Source organism: Acinetobacter lwoffii (assembly GCF_019048525.1).
GTDB classification, from domain to species: Bacteria; Pseudomonadota; Gammaproteobacteria; order Pseudomonadales; family Moraxellaceae; genus Acinetobacter; species Acinetobacter lwoffii_K.
The window spans coordinates 595519-619595 of record NZ_CP077369.1 but is presented as its reverse complement, the minus strand read 5'-3'; the positions used below and the strand labels follow the sequence as shown (position 1 = coordinate 619595).

General features: G+C 44.4%; 15 protein-coding genes, 2 tRNA genes and 3 rRNA genes. 14 read left to right on the top strand and 6 right to left on the bottom strand.

Annotated features, from left to right (window positions below; all coding sequences use genetic code 11):
• Window positions 1–20: 20 nt before the first annotated feature.
• The 3 genes from I6L24_RS02990 (at window position 21) to I6L24_RS02980 (ending at window position 3298) form a co-directional block, all read left to right on the top strand.
• Window positions 21–440, top strand: a complete 420-nt coding sequence (locus I6L24_RS02990) for a F0F1 ATP synthase subunit epsilon (RefSeq protein WP_004280998.1) — start codon at window positions 21–23, stop codon at window positions 438–440.
• A 93-nt stretch (window positions 441–533) separates the two neighbouring features.
• Entirely contained in the window at window positions 534–1583 is a 1050-nt protein-coding gene (locus I6L24_RS02985) for a PDDEXK family nuclease (RefSeq protein ID WP_216986406.1), read from the top strand.
• Window positions 1584–1921: 338 nt separating this feature from the next.
• Window positions 1922–3298: an NAD-dependent succinate-semialdehyde dehydrogenase gene (locus I6L24_RS02980; protein WP_216986405.1), complete on the top strand. Its 1377-nt coding sequence runs from the start codon at window positions 1922–1924 to the stop codon at window positions 3296–3298.
• Between the two features lie 29 nt (window positions 3299–3327).
• Here the strand turns inward: I6L24_RS02980 and I6L24_RS02975 are convergent, their stop codons facing one another.
• From I6L24_RS02975 to I6L24_RS02965, 3 genes are all read right to left on the bottom strand, one after another.
• Window positions 3328–4344 carry a pirin family protein gene (locus I6L24_RS02975; protein ID WP_044112397.1) on the bottom strand — a complete coding sequence of 339 codons (1017 nt, stop codon included), beginning with the start codon at window positions 4342–4344 and terminating at the stop codon, window positions 3328–3330.
• 141 nt (window positions 4345–4485) lie between these two features.
• On the bottom strand, window positions 4486–5085 hold the full coding sequence (locus tag I6L24_RS02970; protein ID WP_005108413.1) for a hypothetical protein: 600 nt from the start codon (window positions 5083–5085) through the stop codon (window positions 4486–4488).
• Between the two features lie 323 nt (window positions 5086–5408).
• A complete protein-coding gene (locus I6L24_RS02965) occupies window positions 5409–5954 on the bottom strand; it encodes a glutathione peroxidase (RefSeq protein ID WP_216986404.1) in 546 nt (181 codons plus the stop codon).
• A gap of 190 nt (window positions 5955–6144) precedes the next feature.
• Between I6L24_RS02965 and I6L24_RS02960 the strand changes: the two genes are divergently transcribed.
• Window positions 6145–7041, top strand: coding sequence for a DMT family transporter (locus tag I6L24_RS02960; RefSeq protein ID WP_216986403.1), 897 nt, complete (start codon window positions 6145–6147; stop codon window positions 7039–7041).
• Between the two features lie 445 nt (window positions 7042–7486).
• On the opposite strand, the gene I6L24_RS02955 is transcribed toward I6L24_RS02960, so the two are convergent.
• The 3 genes from I6L24_RS02955 to I6L24_RS02945 all read right to left on the bottom strand — a co-directional run bounded on the left by I6L24_RS02955 (window position 7487) and on the right by I6L24_RS02945 (window position 10483).
• Entirely contained in the window at window positions 7487–8056 is a 570-nt protein-coding gene (locus I6L24_RS02955) for an L-threonylcarbamoyladenylate synthase (RefSeq protein ID WP_216986402.1), read from the bottom strand.
• Between the two features lie 41 nt (window positions 8057–8097).
• Window positions 8098–9237, bottom strand: a complete 1140-nt coding sequence (dprA, locus tag I6L24_RS02950; protein WP_216986401.1) for a DNA-processing protein DprA — start codon at window positions 9235–9237, stop codon at window positions 8098–8100.
• A gap of 91 nt (window positions 9238–9328) precedes the next feature.
• On the bottom strand, window positions 9329–10483 hold the full coding sequence (locus I6L24_RS02945; RefSeq protein ID WP_216986400.1) for a LysM peptidoglycan-binding domain-containing protein: 1155 nt from the start codon (window positions 10481–10483) through the stop codon (window positions 9329–9331).
• Between the two features lie 120 nt (window positions 10484–10603).
• On the opposite strand from I6L24_RS02945, the gene def reads away from it, so the two are divergent.
• From def to I6L24_RS02895, 10 genes are all read left to right on the top strand, one after another.
• Window positions 10604–11134, top strand: coding sequence for a peptide deformylase (gene def / locus I6L24_RS02940; protein ID WP_004644875.1), 531 nt, complete (start codon window positions 10604–10606; stop codon window positions 11132–11134).
• A 92-nt stretch (window positions 11135–11226) separates the two neighbouring features.
• A complete protein-coding gene (locus I6L24_RS02935; RefSeq protein WP_216986399.1) occupies window positions 11227–11637 on the top strand; it encodes a DUF2946 family protein in 411 nt (136 codons plus the stop codon).
• A 72-nt stretch (window positions 11638–11709) separates the two neighbouring features.
• The gene (locus tag I6L24_RS02930; RefSeq protein WP_216986398.1) at window positions 11710–13740 is read left to right on the top strand and encodes a TonB-dependent copper receptor; all 2031 of its coding nucleotides are present in this window, start codon (window positions 11710–11712) and stop codon (window positions 13738–13740) included.
• A 756-nt stretch (window positions 13741–14496) separates the two neighbouring features.
• Window positions 14497–16034, top strand: a 16S ribosomal RNA gene (locus I6L24_RS02925).
• Window positions 16035–16094: 60 nt separating this feature from the next.
• Window positions 16095–16171 (top strand) — tRNA-Ile (locus I6L24_RS02920).
• Between the two features lie 45 nt (window positions 16172–16216).
• Window positions 16217–16292, top strand: a tRNA-Ala gene (locus I6L24_RS02915).
• A 418-nt stretch (window positions 16293–16710) separates the two neighbouring features.
• A 23S ribosomal RNA gene (locus I6L24_RS02910) occupies window positions 16711–19605 on the top strand.
• 177 nt (window positions 19606–19782) lie between these two features.
• Window positions 19783–19897, top strand: a 5S ribosomal RNA gene (rrf, locus tag I6L24_RS02905).
• The 16S, 23S and 5S rRNA genes sit together here with 2 tRNA genes alongside, the layout of an rRNA operon.
• A gap of 154 nt (window positions 19898–20051) precedes the next feature.
• Entirely contained in the window at window positions 20052–21245 is a 1194-nt protein-coding gene (locus tag I6L24_RS02900; protein ID WP_004644878.1) for an MFS transporter, read from the top strand.
• 222 nt (window positions 21246–21467) lie between these two features.
• Window positions 21468–23876 (top strand): YgiQ family radical SAM protein, encoded by a 2409-nt coding sequence (locus tag I6L24_RS02895; RefSeq protein WP_005265472.1) that lies wholly within the window; start codon window positions 21468–21470, stop codon window positions 23874–23876.
• Window positions 23877–24077 lie beyond the last annotated feature (201 nt).

The following is a 24077-nucleotide window of genomic DNA, read 5'->3' as shown; positions in this document are numbered from 1 at the left end:
CTCTAATTTAGGAGATTCTCATGGCGACTATGCAATGTGATGTTGTAAGTGTTCAGGAGTCTTTGTACTCAGGCACTGTAACGATGCTAATTGCAAAAGGTGCTGGTGGTGAGTTGGGTATTATGCCTGGCCATGCTCCGCTGGTAACTTTGCTCCAACCTGGCGCGATCCGCGTTATTTTGGAAAACGGTACAGAAGAGTTGATCTATGTATCTGGTGGTGTTCTAGAAGTTCAACCGCACGTTGTTACGGTTCTTGCAGATACTGCAATCCGTGCTGACAACTTAGATGAAGCTGCAATTCTTGAAGCGCGTAAACACGCTGAAGCATTGCTTGCGAATCAAAAGAGCGATTTGGACTCTGCTGCTGCTTTGGCTGCTCTTGCAGAAACTGCTGCTCAGTTGGAAACGATCCGCAAAATCAAAAACCGCGCTCAGTAAGAGACGGTTTGAGATTGAAAAAACCACCCGAAAGGGTGGTTTTTTTATGATAAGAAGATTCTTAAATTTAAAAAATTTCTATAGGAAAAGGGTATGGCAGTTGAACATGGTATTTGGAAAGTTGGGGATACTCCTCAATTGCTTTGCAATTCAATTATTGATAGCGAAAAACTCTTAGAAGATCAGATACGTAAAGATATATCTATTTTAAATGAAAATTGGATGTTAATTGGACAGCAAGTCTATACAGATTTTAATAAATACATAGACTTATTGGCTGTTGATGCAGAGGGAAAGGTCATTATTATTGAATTAAAAAAGGATAAGACTTCAAAAGAGGTAGTTGCACAAATCTTAGATTATGCCTCATGGGTAATGGATTTGGATGCAACAAGATTATCTGAGATTTATTTAAAATATATTAACCAAAACGTAAGTTTATCAAATGCATTTGAAGCCAAGTTTGGTAATGAGCTATCTGAAGAATCATTAAATCAGAATCATTCTATGGTAATTGTATCGAGTGAATTAGATGCAAGCTCAGAAAGAATAATTAATTATTTGAATAAATACAGCACACTTAATATTAATGTCATGTTTTTCAAAGTCTTTGAGGATAATAATTCTAAATACATCAGTCGCTCTTGGTTGATAGATCCTCAAGAAAGTGAAGAAAGAGCAATAAGTAAAACAAATCAGTTACCCTGGAATAATGAGTTTTATTGTTCTTTTGGCTATGAGGAAGATGGACGTAGTTTGGATGATGCAAAGAAATATGGCTTTATATCAGCCGGGGGAGGAAGCTGGTATACCAATACACTGAATCTTCTTAATGAGGGTAATAGAGTATGGGTTAATATTCCGAAGAAGGGCTATATTGGTTTTGCTGAAGTGATAGGGCCAAAGACTTCTATAGATGATTTTTCCAAAGATAAGGAATTAGAAGGTAAATATCTTACATGCCTAGAGAATGGAGAAGATAATGCTGAATATGTAGTACCAGTGAAATGGATATATTTAGCAGATAATCCAGTTAAAGAATTAGGTTTTTTTGGTAATCAAAATACAATAGCAAAACCAGTCACTCCTAAATGGGAATATACAGTTCAGAGATTAAAAAAGATTTGGGATATTAGAGATTAATTTTTATTTGAGTTTGTTATTAATTTAATAGCAAACTCATTGTTCTCTTGTGATTAAAAGCATCATCAAAAATTGGTAATTCTAATTTTTTATATGCCACTCGAACCTTAACTTCAGCAATATTAGCTTTAGTTTAATATTTATTAGAAAACTTTATTTTGTACCACTCGATATAACTTTTACCCTTTCTCAGTAATGTTTTGAACCAATCTGTAAGCAGGCACACGCCATAAATAAATCAATGATAAGTTAAATAATTCGAACAGATACTCGCTTGTTATAACTTGATGCGATTGGGTTTTGAACAGGCAAAACTTATAATTTAAAAAGGGAAAATCATGGCTTATCAATCTATTAATCCATTTACCAATCAAAAATTGAAAGACTACCCCTCCCATAGCGATCAAGATATTCAAAATGCACTCGATACCGCAGAAAAAATCCTGAAATCGGAATGGTCACAACAGGTCGATACCCGTATTGCAGTACTGCGAAAACTGGCCAGCAGTATGCGAGAGCAAAAATCTGAACTGGCCAAGCTCATGACTTTGGATATGGGGAAACTGATCAAGCAGAGTGAAGGTGAAATCGAAACCTGCGCCAAAATCGCAGAATACTATGCTGATCATGCCGAAGAATTTTTAGCGCCCGTATCCTATGAAACGGAACTGGGTGAGGCCTGGGTTGAGCATCATCCACTGGGTATTATCATGGCGGTAGAACCGTGGAATTTCCCGTTTTATCAACTGATGCGGGTCTTTGCGCCGAACTGTGCGATTGGTAATCCGGTTCTGGCAAAACATGCCGGCATTGTGCCGCAATGTGCCGAAGCCTTTGAGCAACTGGTGTTGGATGCAGGCGCACCCAAAGGTGTCTGGACCAATCTGTTTATCAGTGGTGATCAGGTCGCTGAAGTAATTGCAGACAAGCGTGTGCGTGGTGTAGCACTCACAGGTTCAGAAGGTGCGGGCAGTGCAGTCGCTGAACAGGCCGGAAAACATCTTAAAAAATCAACGCTGGAACTGGGTGGTAATGATGTATTCATCGTACTCGATGATGCAGATCTGGAACGCGCGATCAAGTTAGGCTGTCAGGCGCGTGTCAATAATGCCGGGCAGGTATGTACGGCGGCGAAGCGATTTATCTTGCATGAAAAAATTGCCGAACAATTCAAGGCCGGCATGCTGAAAGCTTTTGAACAGTTAAAACTGGGTGATCCGCTCGATCCTGAAACCACTTTAGGACCGCTGTCTTCAAAAGATGCGCTGGAAAAACTCAGCGAGCAGGTCGAAAAGGCAGTAGCACAAGGCGCGACTGTGGTCACTGGCGGCAAAGCTGTAGAACATCAAGGCAATTTCTATGCACCAACCATTCTGGAAAATATCACGCGTGAAAATGAAGCCTGGTATGAAGAATTTTTTGGCCCAGTGGCACAAATCTATGTGGCGAAGGATGATGATGAAATTGTCGAAATTGCCAATGATTCCAATTATGGTCTGGGTGGTGTGATTCATGCTCAGGATATCGAGCGGGCGAAAAAGCTAGCGTCACGGGTAGAAACTGGCATGATCTGGATCAACTGGTTTACTGATACCACGCCTGAGTTACCATTTGGTGGAATCAAAAATTCCGGTTATGGACATGAACTGTCGATTGATGGTTTTAGAGAGTTTGTGCAGAAGAAACTAGTCGTTGTCAAAAGCCCGAAAGAATAATATGAGCTGATCCAATGTCAAAGAAGCCACTATTTAGTGGTTTCTTTGTCTAGTTGGTCTGGATATTCTTCACGTTTACCGCCTTCATAACTGGCGAAACGTGGATGTTCTGGTGGAAATGACGGTTCAGCGCTTGGCCAAGGCCAGCCACCAAACTGGGTTTCGCGATAACGGCGAAAAGCAGTATCCAGCTCTTGCGCACTATTCAAAACAAAAGGTCCATGCATGGCAACTGGTGCACCGATCGGCTCACCCTCCAGCCATAAAATATGTGATTCCAGCAGCCCACCTTTGAGCTGAATATCTGCATCCGGTTTGAGTTCAAGTAGATGCTTCGGCGCTATCTTCTGTCCTTCAAGTTCCAGGCTTCTACCTTGATAAAAATAACAAAAACGCGTTGCAGTAGCAGTAGTAGCAGGAATGATTAATTCTGCTTCTGGTTTTAAAGTGATTAAATAAATATTGAGTTGATTCTCGGGAATGGCTGCCCATGAATGTGGCGGCCGATCCAGTGCCTGAGTCTGTTTAAACTGTCCTGAAATGACCCGAATATCCGCTTTACGTCCGGCCGCATCGGCTGAAAATACATGTGGAATCTGTTCACGCCACAACATTTTATAATCGGCCGGCTGCTTTTTCTGTTCCGGTGAGGAATTCAGCCAGATTTGAAACAGCTCCAGAGGATTGTTCTGATCCTGATGGACTAAGGGAAACATCTCGCAATGCTGTACCCCATTGCCGGTAGTCAGCCATTGCACATCACCCGCGCCATAACGTCCCGAGTTTCCCAGCGAGTCAAAATGATCGACATACCCGCGCTCGACAATGGTAATGGTTTCAAAACCCGTATGCGGATGCTCCGGAAAGCCGGGAATACTCTCGCCATAATACATGTCATATTCATGCTGCTGTGGCGGGGAAACTGGGCCTAATTCGGCATTGCCTTGCGGATAATGATCTTGATGGTGAACGGTAAAAATAAAAGGATCTTTCAGATCAAGCCGGGATGTGACTGGAACCACAGAATACAGCACTGAATTCGACATGATTGAACTCCTGATGATCTGATTAGATGAAAATTCCTGATCTAAATATAATTTTTATAATCGATAACAGTGTATAGCCTGCAAGACGATTGAGGAAGATGTGTTTCGATCAATCGCCTCAAAATGAGATTTTTAAGTATTTTAAGTGTTGTCCTGATCAGTATTGCTCTCTGATTCCTGATCTGGATTCTGGATCAGCAAGCCGGCCAGTTTGACCATTTCGGATTGCACATTAACCATCTGGGATTCAATCTTTTTCAAGTTCACTTGGCTGAAATCCACCTGACCATTTAAAAGAGGAGAAGCCAGAACTTGCTGATTGGCGGTCATAATGTTGTCACGAATCTGGTCAATTTCCTGACTTTTCAAGTTCAGGTTGCCTAACACCTGATTAAAACTGCTGAGTTGCTGTTGTAGCTGGGTCGCAGTGGACTGCAGTTGCTGGGTATCTTTAGCTTCGACCGCCGTTTGCAGTTCGGTCTGGGTCTGTTTTAACTGTTCCACATAACTGCCGGCCTTGAGCTGCAAGTCGGCGACATCACGAACCATATAAAACATATTGCCCGATTTAAGTTCGGTTTGGGCTGCTGAACTCTGTTGCTGAGAGGCTGGTTCCAGATCTGAGGTCGTGGTATCTGCCTGTTCAGCCGGTGCTTCGACAGCCTGTTCACAGCCCATCAGTAAAATTCCAGAGCTAAATAATGCGAAAGGAAGGACAGCATTGGCAAGAATCTTGGACATGGAATCAGGGTCTCGATACAGGTGATGGAATTTGAGTAGTATTTAATATAAGGACAAACTATGGAGATAAAAAAGATTGTTGCAAACTCATAACAATTCTTCTGGGTTCCGAATGTTTCCTTATTTAAAAACAGGAAAAAGATTATTAAAAACTGGTAAAGAAGTACTTTGTTCTCACCAAATTGGCTTGTTCGGCCTGCAATCATTTTGAAGATATGTCCGGTTAATCTCAATTTAGCTAAATAGCGGTTTAAAAAAAATAAGTATCTATCAAGAAAATAGATACTTATTTCAAGCTTGAAGCTTATGAGAATAATCGAGAATTATTTTGCAAGTTCTGCATTCACTGCATCGACAATCCGTTGATCATCTGCAGTAATATCTGGAGCAAAACGTGCCACTACTTCACCATTTTTATTGATCAGGAATTTTTCAAAGTTCCAGAGCACTTCTGGTGGCTGGTTTGGCGTTAGGCCATAATCGACCAGATCTTTCCACCAAGGGCCTTCACCGATGCGTTCCGGGATCGCTTGCGTAAGGGTGGCATATAAAGGATGCTTGTCTTCGCCTGCAACAGAGATTTTAGCAAATAGCGGGAAGTCGACTTTATAATTCACTGAACAGAATTCCTGAATCTCGGCTTCACTACCCGGTTCCTGTTCCAAAAAGTTATTGGCAGGGAAGCCCAGAATTTCCAGACCTTCTGTTTTTTTGTCCTGATACAGTTTTTGTAAGCCTTCATATTGCGGCGTCAGGCCACATTTAGATGCGACGTTAACCACCAGCAAAACCTTACCCTGGTACTGGTTTAAAGTGGTTTCTGTTCCTTCAATGGTTTTGACTGGAATGTCATATACAGAGCGAGTCATTAGATTTCCTGTTTATTGCGACTGAACGGTATTTGTTTTAACGGGTATTCGCTTTCAGTACAAGTAGAAACAGGTGAGCTCAGTTACTTAAAGCTTCAAATTGCCTCAATTTTATGTGAAAAATCTATTATGCTAGGATGCGCGAATAGGCATAGCTTAATAACAAGACCAGCGACTCATGGATGAAAGTATGACACAGCAACAAAAGGCAGTCTGGTGGGCCATGGCCTTACCACTGGCCGCAGTTTTGATTTGGTCTCTGAATATGACCGTCACCCGTTATGTGGCAGATTATATTTCTCCCATCAGTATTAGTTTCTACCGCTGGGCCTTGGCCTTGCTGATTTTAACTCCATTCATGTTGCCCAAAGTCAAAGCGGCGTGGCCGCAGATTCGTCCGCATCTCGGGCATTTTGCTGTTTTGAGTGCGCTGGGAATGGTGCTGTATCAGGGGTTGGCTTATAGTTCGGCACACTATACCACTGCAACCAATATGGGCCTGATCAATGCCTTTATTCCTATTTTTACCATTATCGTGGGTATTTTTGTTTTAAGGATTCGCCCAACACAGGCTGCAGTGCTGGGGAGTCTTCTGTCTTTTATTGGCTTGATGTATGTCATGGCACAAGGGCAGGGCCTGCAGTTTTTAACTGTCGGTGAAAGTTATATTGGCGATCTGTTGATGTTGATCGCAGTATTTTTCTATGCCTGTTATGGCGTGTTTCTGAAAAAATGGCAGATTCAGATTCCACTCTTAGTGAGCCTGTATATTCAGATTTTTATGGCCTTTCTCTATCATATTCCTTTGGTGTTATTTTTAGGTCTGGACAGCATCAATCATGCTAATGCAGCCAGTATTATCTATGCCGGAATTTTCCCTTCCATTGCCGCACCCTTGTTCTGGATGATGGCCGTGCAGCAACTTGGTCCCAATCGCAGCAGTATTTTTATGAACCTGATGCCGATCTTTACCGCAGTAGTGGCATATTTGTGGCTGGGTGAAGCCTGGACCATGTATCACAGTATTGGTGGTGGCATCATTTTACTCGGAATCCTCTGGGCTCAATATCCCGGCAGATCCGCTTAATTAGGAATTAAAAGAGCTAATTAAGAATTTTGTCTGATTAAATATTGATCTTTTGAACAATTTTTTTTTAATTGAAATCCCCTTTTAAATGCTAATTTTCAAATGTTAAAACAAATAGAAAAATATCGTTTTATTTTAAAAAGAGAATAGAAAGAGCAAGATATTTTGAATATTGCTCAAAAAATGTTTGCTATTAATAGAAAATATGTATTATTTGATTGTTTTATTGTACTTGTCGTTGCATTCAGTTTCTTTCATAATGCGCCCATCGAGAATGATCAAGCAAGAAAATCCTTGTTTTATCAGACTCCCAGAGATTTTCTGAACCCTCTGGATGTGATTTATGCACATCCTTTTTTATGCTCAGCCATCCCTATATGGCTGAGCTTTTTTTTGTCTTAAAACTTTAGTCGGGCTTGAGTGTCCCGACTAAATCAGACAGGACTCAATCACGAATAACTACACCAGTCACTGCATCAATGATCCGGCTTGGTTGCTGACTTAAACCGAGGTCACCATTTAGATAATTCAGGTTCTGGTCAAAATAGCGGATCGCATCCTGAAGTGAGCGGGCAGGTTCCATGCCGGCAGGGTTGGCACTGGTCGAAACGATAAAACCGCCAAAGGCCTGACACAGTGCCACACAGAGTGGATGGTTGGTGACGCGGACTGCAACTTTGGGATGCTTGCCCTTAATCCAGCCAGGAATCTCCTGATGGGCAGGAAGTAGCCAGGTGGTCGCGCGATCAGCAGGTCTGTCATGGTTCCAGGATTCAATCACTTTTTCACGCATTTCTTCGCTTAAATCCTGCAGCAGATGTTCTACCTGTGAAAGATGAGCTGCCAGCAGAATCACACCTTTCTCAATCGGGCGTTGCTTCAAGGTCAAAATCTGATGAAATGCCTGTTCATTATAGGGGTCGCAACCCAAGCCCCAAACAGCCTCTGTAGGATATGCCAAGACTTGTCCGTCTTTAAGCCATGCTGCTGCTTCGGCAACAGAGGTAGTGATCATGTGGATACCTTATATTAAACAACAAAGCACTATTGTGAACCTTATTTAAGAATCCGACAACGTAGATACAGGCCGGCTTGCTGGGTGCAAAAACCGAGTAACTCCAGTTCCATCAGTTGACTTGTCAGGGAAGATACCTCTTGTTGCACTTGCGTTCCCAGTTGATCCAGACTCTGTCCCACCCAGTCCAGCTGGTTATATAGACTAAGAAGATGTGGTGGGATCTGTTGTGATTCTGCTGCAGCGACTTCTAGTTTGGGAGTATTTTCCAAAGCCTGCCATTGCGTCGCCAGTGCCAGTTCTTCGATGACCTGCTGCGGGTGATCAATCAGAATTGCACCTTCACGAATCAGTTGGTGGCAGCCCTGATGATGCTCGCTGTAAATATGTCCCGGAATGGCGAATGTGGTCTTGCCTTGTTCCGCTGCCCATTGTGCGGTCAGCAATGAACCACTTTTCAAGGCGGCTTCTGCCACAATCACCCCGAGGCTTAAGCCACTGACAATTCGGTTACGCCGTGGAAAATGCTGCTGTAAGGGGGGAGTAAATGGCAAAAACTCAGTAATGACCGTACCTCCATGTTCGATGATTTGCTGACGTAGTGTTTGATGGGCGGCAGGGTAGGTCTGTTCAATGCCTGTGCCCATCACTGCAATCGTTCGCCGATGTTGTAATGCGGCCTGATGTGCTGCTTCATCAATCCCTTGTGCCAGGCCACTATTAATATAAAAACCCTGTTCACTCAAATAAAAAGCAAAGTCATAAGCGACTTGCCGGCCGTGCAGACTTGGCTTGCGACTCCCCACAATCGCGATTTGCGGTTGCAGCAATTGATCTGCATACCCTTGCCCGAACAGGATTGGCGGCTTATGCGCATAATGGCTCAATTGCTGTGGATATTCGGCATCTGTATGTAAAAGCACAAAGTCACTGTGCAACTGGATCTGCTCAAGACTGCGCTGAAAATGGAGCTGCGACTCACTTGACTGGAAATCTTGCAGGCGCTGAATGTGGTTTTTATGAATGCCCAACTTACGCCAGGTTTCGGTTTGAGAACCATCAATTGCATGGGCGAGGTCTGCATAATGCTGACTGATTTTATAAAAGCTGCTGAGGGAGTGTTGCAGTAAATACCACAGCGTAATGGCATGGATTTGCGCTGTCGACAATGTATTCAACATGGTGAGACCTATTTCGGTGTCTTCTTATTATGGGTATGAGTTCAAACAAGAGGGATGATGCCGATCAATCCACATCATCCCGTTTAAAAGCTTAGTCTTCTAATAGTGGCGGCTGAATGTTGGCACCAACCTTGATTGGTAATTCACTTTCCAGCACATAAGCGTAGCTCAATTGATCGAAGGTTTTAAATACCATGACCTGACCAATACGCTCGCCCGGTAATTGCACCCGTTCTTTGGTTTTCGGATCAGTCACCACTTCACCTTTTTGATTCACGCTAAAGACATGACCCGTCTGAACCCCATGTGCCGTACCACGGTCAATGGTGACGACACTATGACGTGCTGCTGTACCAATCGACCCCAATACACGCACAATCTGACCACCGGCAGCAATATTTTCTGCATTGGTTGGATAGAACAGCGTCGGTAACATCGGATCGTATTCTGCGAGTACGCGGTCACCGCGACGTACTTCCGCATTGTAACTATCCGTCAGTTCAAGGGTAGTCACATCACCTTCGCTACGTACTGCAATACCGGATGCCACCTGTTGCAGCTCGAGTGCAGCCGTATATTTCTTGCCATTCGCATCGGTAAATACATACGGTTCAGCTTCGCGATACACGGCATAGCGTTGACCAACTTCCAGACCGTTACCACGTGCATAGACTTTCTGACCTTTGCCAGCCAGTACGCGCTGATCTGCAGTTCCGAGAATGTAGGGTGTGCCCTGAACTGAATCAGGTGCCAGAAGGGTGTAGCGTTCTAGCCACTGCTTGATGTGCTCAAGCGGAATCACGGGAATCGTATTATTTAAAGATTCAACACGAATCTGGGGCTGCAGAGAAGTACTGCCAAGATAGCGGCTGATAATACCTTCACAACCATCACCTTCGTCTTTACCAATAATCGGGCGGCCCTGGTAATCACACATCAACAGGCGGTCACCCGGGAAAATCCAGTGTGGATTTTTCACGTGCTTATTACTCGCCCAGATTTCCGGCCAACGGACCGGATTTTTCAGGAAGCGTTTCGAGATATCCCAAAGCGTATCGCCTTTTTTCACCACATAAACGTTCGGTGCATTGGCTTTTAATGCCGGTGGATTGACGTTGCGTGCAGGTGCTGCCTCGGCAGAATGAATGGTCCCCATACTGACGCCTACACAAACTGCAAGTGCCAGCATCTGATTTTTAAACCCCAAGGCACTAAAAAATGGCATGCCCTTCAAAACCTTTTTCATTATCATAATTCCTAAAATTATGTGCGTAGTTGCGTTATAATAACGATCTTACACACATTTTTTTGATGAAGCATTCCCTTCATTTGGTTTTTTGATCAATGGCATAATTGAGGACGCAGTATGGCCTTATTACCTATTTTAAGTTTCCCGGATCCCCGTCTTCGTACCATTGCACAACCTGTCGAAGAAGTGACTGATGAAATTCGTCAGCTCGCTGCGGATATGTTTGAAACCATGTATGAAGCACCAGGTATCGGACTTGCCGCGACTCAGGTGGATCGTCATATTCAGCTGATTGTTATGGATCTGTCTGAAAATAAAGATCAACCGATGGTGTTTATTAACCCCAAAATCACACCATTGACTGAAGAAACGCAGCCCTACGAAGAAGGCTGTCTATCAGTTCCTCAAATATACGATAAAGTTGATCGTCCGTCACGCGTAAAAATTGAGGCAATTAATCTGGAAGGTCAAGCATTTGAGCTCGATGCTGACGGACTTCTCGCTGTGTGTATCCAACATGAAATGGATCACTTAAATGGCAAATTATTTGTCGATTATTTATCGCCATTAAAACGTCAACGTGCACGTGAAAAAGTGGAAAAACTGGTACGCCAGCGTAATAAAGACAAGGTGGCAGTGAAGCGCTAGGATCATTTTAAAGTTTATTTAAATGGTCTAGCAAAGCCCAATTCTGATTGGGCTTTGCTATAATCAACATAAGCATATTTTAGGAATAGCCTGTGTTTTTACGCGCGGGGCTGCTATTTGCATTTGCAGCTGTGTTTCTACAGATTGCTGTATTTTTACAGCCTTTGTTACCGAAGCAATATCAGGTTGCTCCGGTCTGTGAAACCATCACGCGTGCGCTTTTTATCGCGACAGATGCTCATGCGCAGCATAGCGCTGGCGAGCATAGTCACCTTATCCAATCTGATCATCTTCAACATGATCATCATGATGCCAATCATCAGTGTCAGTACTGTAAGGTTCATGCCAATTTAATTTTACCACCAGATCTAGACATCAAACAGGTTCTTGACCGGATTCATGTCCGTTTAATTGCCTATCAAAAAACCTTTAAGCATGTCTGGTTTGTCCTTCAGCAACTCTTCTTAATTCCTCAGGGGCGAGCGCCACCACTGCCTGCATAAATCTGCATTTTTCAGCTTGGGTTGGTATTGACTCAAGCCGTGCCTAATTTATGTATTTAGTGAGATAGAGAAATGGCTCAGCCTAAATTTTCTTTACAGCCACTTGCGGCTGCGATTTGTGTTGCTTGTTATTCTTCGATAGTGATGGCCAATGACGCCATGCCGGTTCAGACATTTGCCCCGATTGTGGTGACGTCAGCATCAGGTAATGATGCCAATGGGCTGATTGTCCGCGCTGATCCAAAACAGCCGATTCAACCGATTCCTGCCAGTGATGGTGCGGATTATTTGCAAAGTATTGTCGGCTTTAGTTCGGTCAATAGCGGTGCCGGCACCAATGGTGATGTCACTTTCCGTGGCATGTTTGGTTCAAGGATAAAAATCCTGACTGATGGCACCGAAAACCTGGGCGCCTGTCCAAGTCGTATGGATTCGCCGACCTCTTATATTTCTCCGGAAAGCTATGACCGTATTTCGGTGATTAAAGGCCCGCAGACGGTTCAATATGCCAATACTGGCTCTGCGGCAACGGTGATTTTCGAACGTACACCGGAACAGTTTGATCAAGATCAAAACTATCGCGGTCAGGCCAGTGTCTTGATGGGCTCTTTCGGACGTCTTGATCATAATGTCGAAGTTGCAGCAGGCGATGATCAGAAATATGTCCGACTCAATACCAATCGTTCGGTATCGAATAGTTATCAAGATGGTGATGGAACCACTGTGCCTTCAGATTGGGAGCGCTGGAATGCGGATGTCGCATTAGGTTGGACACCGGATGAGGATACCTGGGTAGAGCTGACAGGTGGTAAGGCGGATGGTGAAGCGGTTTATGCTGGCCGTGCAATGGATGGTTCCAAGTTCGCACGCGAAAGTCTGGGTTTACGTGTGGAAAAGCACAACGTCACGGATGTGATCCAAAAGATAGAAGCACAAGTGAACTACAACTTTAATGATCATGTCATGGATAATTTTACTTTACGCGAGTTCCAGCCTGGAGGAATGATGAGTATGCCAATGGCGACCAATGTGACACGTAAAACATTGAACGCGCGTATGGCAATGACCAATGAGTGGGATAAATTGCAGCTGATTACTGGTATCGATAGTCAGAATAACGAACATACTAAACGTAATGGAAGTCTGATGACGCCGTATCAAACTCAGCCGCGTACTAAAGATATGCAATTCCAGTCTGTGGGGGCTTTTGGAGAATTGAGTTATCAGCTTAGTGATAACAATAAGCTGGTGTCTGGTGTTCGTCTTGATCAGGTCAATGTAGACGCTGTTCAATCTCAACAGGAACGCAATGAAACTTTACCGAGTGCTTTTATTCGTTTTGAAAATCATCATCCCGATCATGACGATGGCAAGACCTATATTGGCCTGGGTTATGTCGAGCGTATGCCGGATTACTGGGAATTATTCAGTCCTAAAACGGGAAATGATAACGTCAATACTTTTGCCAATATTGATATTGAAAAGACATTACAGCTAGATTTTGGTTATCAACATGAGCATGGTCATTTCAACTCATGGGCATCCGCATACGCAGGTTTGATTAATGATTATGTGTTAACGACATATAAACCTACTGGCATGATGGGAATGCTCGAAGCACATACCCGTAATGTCGATGCCATTATCGCTGGTGCAGAAGCTGGAATTGGTTACCAGTTTACTGACCGCCTGCAGGCCGATATCAGCGCCATGTATGCCTGGGGTGAAAACACCACAGATAATACGCCGTTACCACAAATCTCTCCTTTAGAAGCCCGTGTTAACTTGCGCTATGTTCAAGACAAATATAATTTTGGATTGCTATGGCGTGTAGTAGATGGTCAAAACCGGATCAGTCTTAACGAAGGTAATATTGTGGGTTATGACAACAAGCAGAGCGCAGGCTTTGGTATTTTGTCTTTAAACGGTAGCTACCATGTTATGGATAGCGTGGATGTATCAGTCGGAGTCGATAATGTTCTAGACCGGACTTATACCGAGCACTTAAATAAAATGGGTGCTTCCGGGACAGGTTTACCAGCAACCGAGCAGTTTAATAATATGGGACGTAATTACTGGGCACGTGTCAGTATGAAATTCTAATTGTTGCTTAATATTCCAAAAGCCATTGCTAAATAGCAGTGGCTTTTTTAATTTTTAGGGTTGCAATCAATTTTTTCATATTTAAATCGGGCCTATGTATATTGGAAGAAGACCCAATAAAACAAATTTTGTGTATATAAACGCCAGATTGCTGAAGAATCAAACAAGAATAGAATGTGAATTGAACGATATAAGTCATGTAATAACGATTTTTATAATTTAAATTAAAATAAAACAATATCTTATTGTGTTTATGGATGGATTTTGTTGGATGTGCTCAATAAAATTCAAAAATAATGAAAATAAATTAACTATATATAACAGTATCTTATGTTTTTATTGGTTTGAAAAATAAACATACGATAAAAAATCTTTGCAAGAAGTGTTGCAAGGGCTCTGAAATGCTGTAGAATGCACATCCATCGGCGGTGATGAAGATTAAAACTTCTGATAAAACAGTGACTTAGTTAAGTTTGATTAAGTTGGGTTTTAGAAAGAAATTTTAAAAATAGTTTTCATTACTGGTTGACTTTCTAGAGATAGAGAGTAATATAGCCGACCTAGCTTGCTGGTGACGAATTAGCAAGAAGATCATTAAGAGATTATGAAGAACAACTTGTGTGGATTTTTACTGGTTGATCGATCGAAATTATTTTCATTGATTGATGGTAGAAATTACTCGAAGTTTATTTGAGAAATATTTGTCAGAAAATTGATGAGCCAAGATTGGTGCCCTTTAAGGCACTACATAGTATTAAACTGAAGAGTTTGATCATGGCTCAGATTGAACGCTGGCGGCAGGCTTAACACATGCAAGTCGAGCGGGGAAAGGTAGCTTGCTACTTAACCTAGCGGCGGACGGGTGAGTAATGCTTAGGAATCTGCCTATTAGTGGGGGACAACATCTCGAAAGGGATGCTAATACCGCATACGTCCTACGGGAGAAAGCAGGGGACCTTCGGGCCTTGCGCTAATAGATGAGCCTAAGTCGGATTAGCTAGTTGGTGGGGTAAAGGCCTACCAAGGCGACGATCTGTAGCGGGTCTGAGAGGATGATCCGCCACACTGGGACTGAGACACGGCCCAGACTCCTACGGGAGGCAGCAGTGGGGAATATTGGACAATGGGGGGAACCCTGATCCAGCCATGCCGCGTGTGTGAAGAAGGCCTTTTGGTTGTAAAGCACTTTAAGCGAGGAGGAGGCTACCGAGATTAATACTCTTGGATAGTGGACGTTACTCGCAGAATAAGCACCGGCTAACTCTGTGCCAGCAGCCGCGGTAATACAGAGGGTGCAAGCGTTAATCGGATTTACTGGGCGTAAAGCGCGCGTAGGTGGCCAATTAAGTCAAATGTGAAATCCCCGAGCTTAACTTGGGAATTGCATTCGATACTGGTTGGCTAGAGTATGGGAGAGGATGGTAGAATTCCAGGTGTAGCGGTGAAATGCGTAGAGATCTGGAGGAATACCGATGGCGAAGGCAGCCATCTGGCCTAATACTGACACTGAGGTGCGAAAGCATGGGGAGCAAACAGGATTAGATACCCTGGTAGTCCATGCCGTAAACGATGTCTACTAGCCGTTGGGGCCTTTGAGGCTTTAGTGGCGCAGCTAACGCGATAAGTAGACCGCCTGGGGAGTACGGTCGCAAGACTAAAACTCAAATGAATTGACGGGGGCCCGCACAAGCGGTGGAGCATGTGGTTTAATTCGATGCAACGCGAAGAACCTTACCTGGTCTTGACATAGTAAGAACTTTCCAGAGATGGATTGGTGCCTTCGGGAACTTACATACAGGTGCTGCATGGCTGTCGTCAGCTCGTGTCGTGAGATGTTGGGTTAAGTCCCGCAACGAGCGCAACCCTTTTCCTTATTTGCCAGCGGGTTAAGCCGGGAACTTTAAGGATACTGCCAGTGACAAACTGGAGGAAGGCGGGGACGACGTCAAGTCATCATGGCCCTTACGACCAGGGCTACACACGTGCTACAATGGTCGGTACAAAGGGTTGCTACCTCGCGAGAGGATGCTAATCTCAAAAAGCCGATCGTAGTCCGGATTGGAGTCTGCAACTCGACTCCATGAAGTCGGAATCGCTAGTAATCGCGGATCAGAATGCCGCGGTGAATACGTTCCCGGGCCTTGTACACACCGCCCGTCACACCATGGGAGTTTGTTGCACCAGAAGTAGGTAGTCTAACCTTAGGGGGGACGCTTACCACGGTGTGGCAGATGACTGGGGTGAAGTCGTAACAAGGTAGCCGTAGGGGAACCTGCGGCTGGATCACCTCCTTAACGAAAGATTGACGATTGGTAAGAATCCACAACAAGTTGTTCTTCATACGATGTATCTGAGGGTCTGTAGCTCAGTTGGTTAGAGCACACGCTTGATAAGCGTGGGGTCACAAGTTCAAGTCTTGTCAGACCCACCACTATCTGACTACAGAAGAAAAGATACATTGACTTATTGATAAGCTGGGGACTTAGCTTAGTTGGTAGAGCGCCTGCTTTGCACGCAGGAGGTCAGGAGTTCGACTCTCCTAGTCTCCACCATACATTCCTACGGAATGTATAAAGACAAAAGCTAATAAATAGACAATCAGTTGATTGTTAGTTTAGTCCTTAAGCGATCAAGTGTTTAGATCCTAGAGATTAACAAGTACAAGCGTTATGATACGCGCACTTGATAACCTCTGTGATTTATCACAGTTTCCTGACCTGACGAAGGCTGGAAAAATCATTAACAGAATATATTTGAGTTGAAATAATTTGTTCAAACTCGTTTCAAGTAGGCAACTACAAGAAATGAGTTCTAGCGAAATTAACTGAATCAAGCGTTTTGGTATATGAATCTAATTGAAGCTGTACGGTGCTTAAGTGCACAAACGCCAACTGTATGAGCGTGATGAGAGATCATCACAATCTGTTGCTTATCCTACTTGTAAGGATAAACGACTGTTTGGGGTTGTATAGTCAAGTAATTAAGTGCATGTGGTGGATGCCTTGGCAGTCAGAGGCGAAGAAAGACGTGATAGCCTGCGAAAAGCTCCGGGGAGGCGGCAAATATCCTGTGATCCGGAGATGTCTGAATGGGGAAACCCACTTACCATAAGGTAGGTATTGCAACATGAATACATAGTGTTGCAAGGCGAACGAGGGGAAGTGAAACATCTCAGTACCCTTAGGAAAAGAAATCAATTGAGATTCCCTCAGTAGCGGCGAGCGAAAGGGGAAGAGCCCATTAAGTCATATAAGTTCTAGTGGAACGCTCTGGGAAGTGCGACCGTAGACGGTGATAGTCCTGTACACGAAAGGGCTTATATGATGATGTCGAGTAGGGCGAGGCACGTGAAACCTTGTCTGAATATGGGGGGACCATCCTCCAAGGCTAAATACTCCTGACTGACCGATAGTGAACCAGTACCGTGAGGGAAAGGCGAAAAGAACCCCTGTGAGGGGAGTGAAATAGATCCTGAAACCGCATGCATACAAGCAGTGGGAGCCGGCTTAGTCCGGTGACTGCGTACCTTTTGTATAATGGGTCAGCGACTTATATTCAGTAGCGAGGTTAACCGCATAGGGGAGCCGTAGGGAAACCGAGTCTTAATAGGGCGTTTAGTTGCTGGGTATAGACCCGAAACCAGGTGATCTATCCATGAGCAGGTTGAAGGTTGGGTAACACTAACTGGAGGACCGAACCCACTGTCGTTGAAAAGCCAGGGGATGACTTGTGGATAGGGGTGAAAGGCTAATCAAACTTGGTGATAGCTGGTTCTCCCCGAAAGCTATTTAGGTAGCGCCTCGGACGAATACCATTGGGGGTAGAGCACTGTTTCGGCTAGGGGGTCATCCCGACTTACCAAACCGATGCAAACTCCGAATACCAATGAGTACTATCCGGGAGACAGACTGCGGGTGCTAACGTCCGTAGTCAAGAGGAAAACAATCCAGACCGCCAGCTAAGGCCCCAAAATTATAGTTAAGTGGGAAACGATGTGGGAAGGCATAGACAGCTAGGAGGTTGGCTTAGAAGCAGCCACCCTTTAAAGAAAGCGTAATAGCTCACTAGTCGAGTCGGCCTGCGCGGAAGATGTAACGGGGCTAAAACTATATGCCGAAGCTGCGGATGCATAATTTATTATGCGTGGTAGGGGAGCGTTCTGTAAGCCGATGAAGGTGGATTGAGAAGTCTGCTGGAGGTATCAGAAGTGCGAATGCTGACGTGAGTAACGACAATGCGAGTGAAAAACTCGCACGCTGAAAGACCAAGGGTTCCAGTCCAACGTTAATCGGGGCTGGGTGAGTCGACCCCTAAGGCGAGGCCGAGAGGCGTAGTCGATGGGAAATTGGTTAATATTCCAATACTTCTGTGTAATGCGATGAGAGGACGGAGAAGGTTAAGTCAGCCTGGCGTTGGTTGTCCAGGTGGAAGGTTGTAGGCATGTATCTTAGGCAAATCCGGGGTACTCTATGCTGAGAACTGATAGCAAGCTGTACTTGTACAGTGAAGTGGCTGATACCATGCTTCCAGGAAAAGTCTCTAAGCTTCAGTTACACAGGAATCGTACCCGAAACCGACACAGGTGGTCAGGTCGAGTAGACCAAAGCGCTTGAGAGAACTCTGCTGAAGGAACTAGGCAAAATGGTACCGTAACTTCGGGAGAAGGTACGCTGTTGTCTGTGATAGGACTTGCTCCTTGAGCGGCCGACAGCCTCAGAAACCAGGCCCCTGCAACTGTTTATTAAAAACATAGCACTCTGCAAACACGAAAGTGGACGTATAGGGTGTGATGCCTGCCCGGTGCTGGAAGGTTAATTGATGGGGTTAGCGTAAGCGAAGCTCTTGATCGAAGCCCCAGTAAACGGCGGCCGTAACTATAACGGTCCTAAGGTAGCGAAATTCCTTGTCGGGTAAGTTCCGACCTGCACGAATGGCATAATGATGGGGGCGCTGTCTCCAGCAGAGACTCAGTGAAATCGAATTCGCCGTGAAGATGCGGTGTACCCGCGGCTAGACGGAAAGACCCCGTGAACCTTTACTGCAGCTTGACATTGAACTTTGATCTTACTTGTGTAGGATAGGTGGGAGGCTTTGAAACCGAGACGCTAGTTTCGGTGGAGCCGTCCTTGAAATACCACCCTGGTAATATTGAGGTTCTAACTCTGTCCCGTTATCCGGGACGAGGACCATGTCTGGTGGGTAGTTTGACTGGGGCGGTCTCCTCCTAAAGAGTAACGGAGGAGTACGAAGGTGCGCTCAGCGTGGTCGGAAATCACGCGTAGAGTATAAAGGCAAAAGCGCGCTTAACTGCGAGACCCACAAGTCGAGCAGGTACGAAAGTAGGTCTTAGTGATCCGGTGGTTCTGTATGGAAGGGCCATCGCTCAACGGATAAAAGGTACTCTGGGGATAACAGGCTGATACCGCCCAAGAGTTCATATCGACGGCGGTGTTTGGCACCTCGATGTCGGCTCATCTCATCCTGGGGCTGAAGCAGGTCCCAAGGGTATGGCTGTTCGCCATTTAAAGAGGTACGCGAGCTGGGTTTAGAACGTCGTGAGACAGTTCGGTCCCTATCTACCGTGGGCGTTGGAAATTTGAGAGGATCTGCTCCTAGTACGAGAGGACCAGAGTGGACGAACCTCTGGTGTACCGGTTGTCACGCCAGTGGCATCGCCGGGTAGCTATGTTCGGAAGGGATAACCGCTGAAAGCATCTAAGCGGGAAGCCTACCTCAAGATAAGATTTCCCCGAGACTTTATGTCTCCTAAAGAGCCGTTGAAGACTACGACGTTGATAGGTTGGATGTGGAAGCATAGTGATATGTGAAGCTGACCAATACTAATTGCTCGTGAGGCTTGACTATACAACACCCAAACAGTTGTTGTATTAAGCATCAATCGATTCGATATTAAGCAAAACAGCTTGATTTAGTGAACGCTAAAGAACAAAATACCCAACTCAGATAAATCTGTTAATGAATTCTATTTGGTAGAAAGCAAGGCATCTCAATAAGACCTAGCAAGTATCCATAAACAGTTGTGCTGGCGACCATAGCAAGAGTGAACCACCTGATCCCTTCCCGAACTCAGAAGTGAAACCTCTTAGCGCTGATGGTAGTGTGGGGTTACCCATGTGAGAGTAAGTCATCGCCAGCTCATTATTCCAAAATCCCCCCAATCAAAAGATTGGGGGTGTTTTTTTTATGCGTGGAATTTAGTCAAATAAATGTTATTTATGTGCTATTTCGACTGAAACATCACATAAAAATAAAATTGAGAGGCGTATACTGAACCGGTCTATGGAGCGGATATGTCCTCAAATTCATCTTCAAGCCATATTGAATATGGCTCTTCTGCTTTTAAAGCAGTGCTTTTTTCCTTATTCCTTGCTGGCTTTGCCATTTTTTCATCACTGTATTGCGTACAGCCGATGATGCCGATTCTGGCTGATTATTTCCAGGTCAGCCCGACTCAAAGCAGTTTCCCTTTATCTTTTTCTACCATTGCCTTGGCAGTTGGCCTGATTTTTACTGGACTAATATCAGACCGATTCGGTCGTAAGCCGATTATGGTCTGGTCTCTATTTTCAGTCTCAGTATTATTACTATTAAGTGCAATATTGCCGATCTGGTCCGTGTTTCTGACCACACGAGTAATGATTGGATTGACAGTCAGTGGTGTCGCAGCAGTCGCGATGACTTATATCGGGGAAGAAATTGCAGAAAAAGATATCGGTTTTGCCATGGGCTTATATATTTCTGGCACAGCGATAGGTGGTATGGGAGGGCGTTTAATTGCCGGAGTTTTAGTTGATTTTATCTCTTGGCAATCTGCTACTTTGTTGATTGGTATTTTAAATCTCTGTATTGCAGGCTTATTTTATTACCTCTTACCCGCTTCGCAACATTTTAAAGCCTATCCAATCAAGCTGAATCGTTTTAAAAACTCATTTAGACAGAATCTAGCTGATCCAAAACTTCGGGTTTTATTCCTGCAAGGTTTTATCTTGATGGGCTGCTTTGTCTCGGTATTTAATTATCTGAGTTATCGCTTGATCCAAGCGCCATTTGAGCTATCTCATGTCTGGATTGGTGTGATTTCGATTACTTATTTGGCCGGCATTTATAGTTCCCCTCGAGCAGCACATTGGGGGCGGCATTACGGAAAATTTAGAATATTGGCAGCCATGATCCTGATGATGCTTGTGGGCTTGTCGCTGATGCTGATCAATCAATTGGTTGTTGTTTTTACCGGATTGCTGATTTTTACTTTTTCTTTCTTCGCTGCCCATTCTACCGCCAGTAGCTGGGTGTCGATCCAGTCGTTACAGTATCGGGCAGTCGGTTCGTCGCTGTATTTATTTTGCTATTACTTGGGTTCAAGTGTGTTGGGGAGCTCAAGCGGATTGGTGTGGGAAAATTATGGCTGGATAGGATTAACTGTGTTTATTGCCGCGTTATTACTGACGGGTTTGTCATTCAGTTTAAAACTCCGTTCAAATTAGAGATTATTTCCAAGCTTTCCTCCTCATAAATAGAATCAATTTCTTTTTTGATATATTTAAACTTTAGATTCAAGTGACGAATAGAAAGTGGTTCAGTTAGTCTCTGATTTTGTATAAATTATAATCAAGCAAGCTAGACCTAATTCGTGGTAAAATAATCGGCTTTCATCTTTGATCTTATTTTTAGATCTCCTATCATCTGCCAGCCGAGAATTGCTAGCCATGTCTACTGCTTATACCATGCAGACTGCGCCAAAAGCGTTGTTTGATTACGACAAATATTGGGCGTCTTGTTTTGACCCTGCGCCATTTTTGCCGATGTCACGCGAGGAAATGGATCAACTCGGCTGGGACAGCTGTGATTTTATTTTAGTTTGTGGTGATGCTTATATCGATCATCCATCTTTCTGTTCAGGCATTATTGGCCGTACGCTAGAAGCACAAGGCTTCCGTGTCGGTATTATTGCACAGCCAGACTGGACCAGCGTGGATGCGTTCCGCGTTTTGGGTAAACCAAATATTGCCTGGGGTGTAACAGCAGGGAATATGGATTCCATGATCAACCGTTATACGGCTGACCGTAAAATCCGTTCTGATGATGCCTATTCACCAGACAATCAGCCAAACAAACGTCCAGACCGTGCGGCAACTGTGTATTGCCAGCGTGTTCGTGAAGCTTATCCGGATGTACCAGTATTGCTCGGCGGTATTGAAGCGTCGTTACGTCGTATTGCACATTATGATTACTGGTCAGACAAAGTCCGTCGTTCAGTCTTGATGGATTCAAAAGCCGATCTTTTAATGTACGGTAATGGCGAACGCTCAATCACTGAAATCATGCATCGTCTGGCACGTGGCGAGAAAATTCACGAGATTACTGATGTTCGCGGTACTGCGTTCATTGTGAATAAACACAACCGTGCCTCTAAAGCCAAATTTGTTGAAATTGCATCGAATGATGTCGATGCCATTGGCCGTGTTGATCCAATTATTAACCCGTATGTCATGACTGAAGATATCGATGGTTGTGAGATTGAACAAGGGAAGGATTCTAGCCAGTATCAAGGTTTCCAAAAAGAACATGTCGCCAATCCGATTGTGCGAGCAGGGGATGACCTAGATCCTGATACGCAAATTGTGCAACTGCAACCGGCTTCTAAAGCGATTAAACATAAGTTACCGCCGCGTGAATTGGCCGTAATCCGTTTGCCTGCTTTTGAAGAAGTTGCTGCAGATCCAGTGCTTTATGCACATGCCAACCGTATTCTGCATCTGGAAACCAATCCGGGAAATGCGCGTGCTATGGTACAAAAGCATGGTGAACGTGATGTCTGGTTGAATGCACCGCCAATTCCGTTGACTACCGAAGAAATGGATTACGTGTTTGACCTGCCTTATGCACGTCTGCCGCACCCTGCTTATGGCAATGCACGTTTCCCGGCATTCGACATGATCAAGTTCTCTGTGAATATCATGCGTGGCTGTTTCGGAGGCTGTACCTTCTGTTCGATTACAGAACACGAAGGTCGTATTATTCAGAACCGTTCTGAAGAATCGATTCTGCGTGAAGTGGAAAAAATCCGTGATACGGCTCCAGGCTTTACTGGCATTATCTCGGACCTGGGTGGCCCAACAGCCAATATGTACCGTCTGGCATGTAAAGATCCTGAGATTGAAAAGAACTGTCGTAAACCGTCATGTGTATTCCCGGGCGTGTGCCAAAACCTGCATACCGACCATGCGCCATTGACGCAGTTATATCGTAAAGCACGTTCTTTACCAGGCATTAAAAAAATTCTGATTGGTTCAGGCCTACGTTATGACCTTGCGGTTTTAAACCCTGAATATGTCAAAGAACTTGTCACCCATCATGTCGGTGGTTACTTAAAAATTGCGCCTGAACATACCGAGAAAGGTCCACTCAATAAAATGATGAAGCCGGGTATTGGTACCTATGACCGCTTCAAGCAAATGTTTGATCGTTACAGTAAAGAAGCCGGTAAGGAACAATACTTGATTCCTTACTTCATCGCGGCGCATCCGGGAACTACCGATTACGACATGATGAATTTGGCGATTTGGTTGAAGAAGAATGGTTTCCGTGCCGATCAGGTACAGACCTTCTATCCTTCACCAATGGCGACTGCAACTACCATGTACTACACTGGTAAAAACCCGCTGGCGAAAGTGGCGCGTTATACTGAAAATGTCGATATTGTGAAAGGTGAGAAACGTCGTCGTCTGCACAAAGCTTTCTTGCGTTATCATGATTCAAACAACTGGCCGTTATTGCGTGAAGCCCTGAAAGAAATGGGCCGTCAGGATTTGATTGGTAACTCGAAACAGCATTTGATTCCGACTTATCAGCCTGCAGGCAGTACAGACGGTCAGTATCAATCGGCGCGTAAGAAAAACTCGACGGTTGCAGGTGATTCGCAAAAACGTACCGGTGAGCAAGGGAATCGTAGCAAGGCTGCACAAGCTCAGTCACGTCCTTCAAATACCAAGAAACGTCCTGAACGTGGGCAAATTCTGACCCAGCACACCGGTTTGCCACCACGTGAAACAGGCGATGCCAAAAAACCGTTTGGTGGGCCAAAGCCTAAAGCGAAGCCCAAATCACGTGCATAATTAATTTAATATAAAGACACTTCGGTGTCTTTTTTTAGCTCTTGGGTAAAGTAACGTAGCCTGAGCTTGTCAGTTGAAAGTGTAAAAGAATATATTATTTGAATTAAATTCTTTAAAAAAGTGATATAAAAATAACACTTTGTCGGAATTGTCCTACAGTTGGGCAGATATGTATTGCGGTCAATTCCATGGATGTTTTAG

Excerpts from the sequence above, each read along its gene's own strand:
- I6L24_RS02930 (WP_216986398.1), top strand. The coding sequence starts at position 11,710 with ATGGCTCAGCCTAAATTTTCTTTACAGCCACTTGCGGCTGCGATTTGT.
- I6L24_RS02970 (WP_005108413.1), bottom strand. The coding sequence starts at position 5,085 with ATGTCCAAGATTCTTGCCAATGCTGTCCTTCCTTTCGCATTATTTAGC.
- I6L24_RS02945 (WP_216986400.1), bottom strand. The coding sequence starts at position 10,483 with ATGAAAAAGGTTTTGAAGGGCATGCCATTTTTTAGTGCCTTGGGGTTT.
- dprA (WP_216986401.1), bottom strand. The coding sequence starts at position 9,237 with ATGTTGAATACATTGTCGACAGCGCAAATCCATGCCATTACGCTGTGG.
- I6L24_RS02985 (WP_216986406.1), top strand. The coding sequence starts at position 534 with ATGGCAGTTGAACATGGTATTTGGAAAGTTGGGGATACTCCTCAATTG.
- I6L24_RS02955 (WP_216986402.1), bottom strand. The coding sequence starts at position 8,056 with ATGATCACTACCTCTGTTGCCGAAGCAGCAGCATGGCTTAAAGACGGA.
- I6L24_RS02980 (WP_216986405.1), top strand. The coding sequence starts at position 1,922 with ATGGCTTATCAATCTATTAATCCATTTACCAATCAAAAATTGAAAGAC.
- I6L24_RS02975 (WP_044112397.1), bottom strand. The coding sequence starts at position 4,344 with ATGTCGAATTCAGTGCTGTATTCTGTGGTTCCAGTCACATCCCGGCTT.
- I6L24_RS02960 (WP_216986403.1), top strand. The coding sequence starts at position 6,145 with ATGACACAGCAACAAAAGGCAGTCTGGTGGGCCATGGCCTTACCACTG.
- I6L24_RS02900 (WP_004644878.1), top strand. The coding sequence starts at position 20,052 with ATGTCCTCAAATTCATCTTCAAGCCATATTGAATATGGCTCTTCTGCT.
- I6L24_RS02965 (WP_216986404.1), bottom strand. The coding sequence starts at position 5,954 with ATGACTCGCTCTGTATATGACATTCCAGTCAAAACCATTGAAGGAACA.
- def (WP_004644875.1), top strand. The coding sequence starts at position 10,604 with ATGGCCTTATTACCTATTTTAAGTTTCCCGGATCCCCGTCTTCGTACC.
- I6L24_RS02990 (WP_004280998.1), top strand. The coding sequence starts at position 21 with ATGGCGACTATGCAATGTGATGTTGTAAGTGTTCAGGAGTCTTTGTAC.
- I6L24_RS02895 (WP_005265472.1), top strand. The coding sequence starts at position 21,468 with ATGTCTACTGCTTATACCATGCAGACTGCGCCAAAAGCGTTGTTTGAT.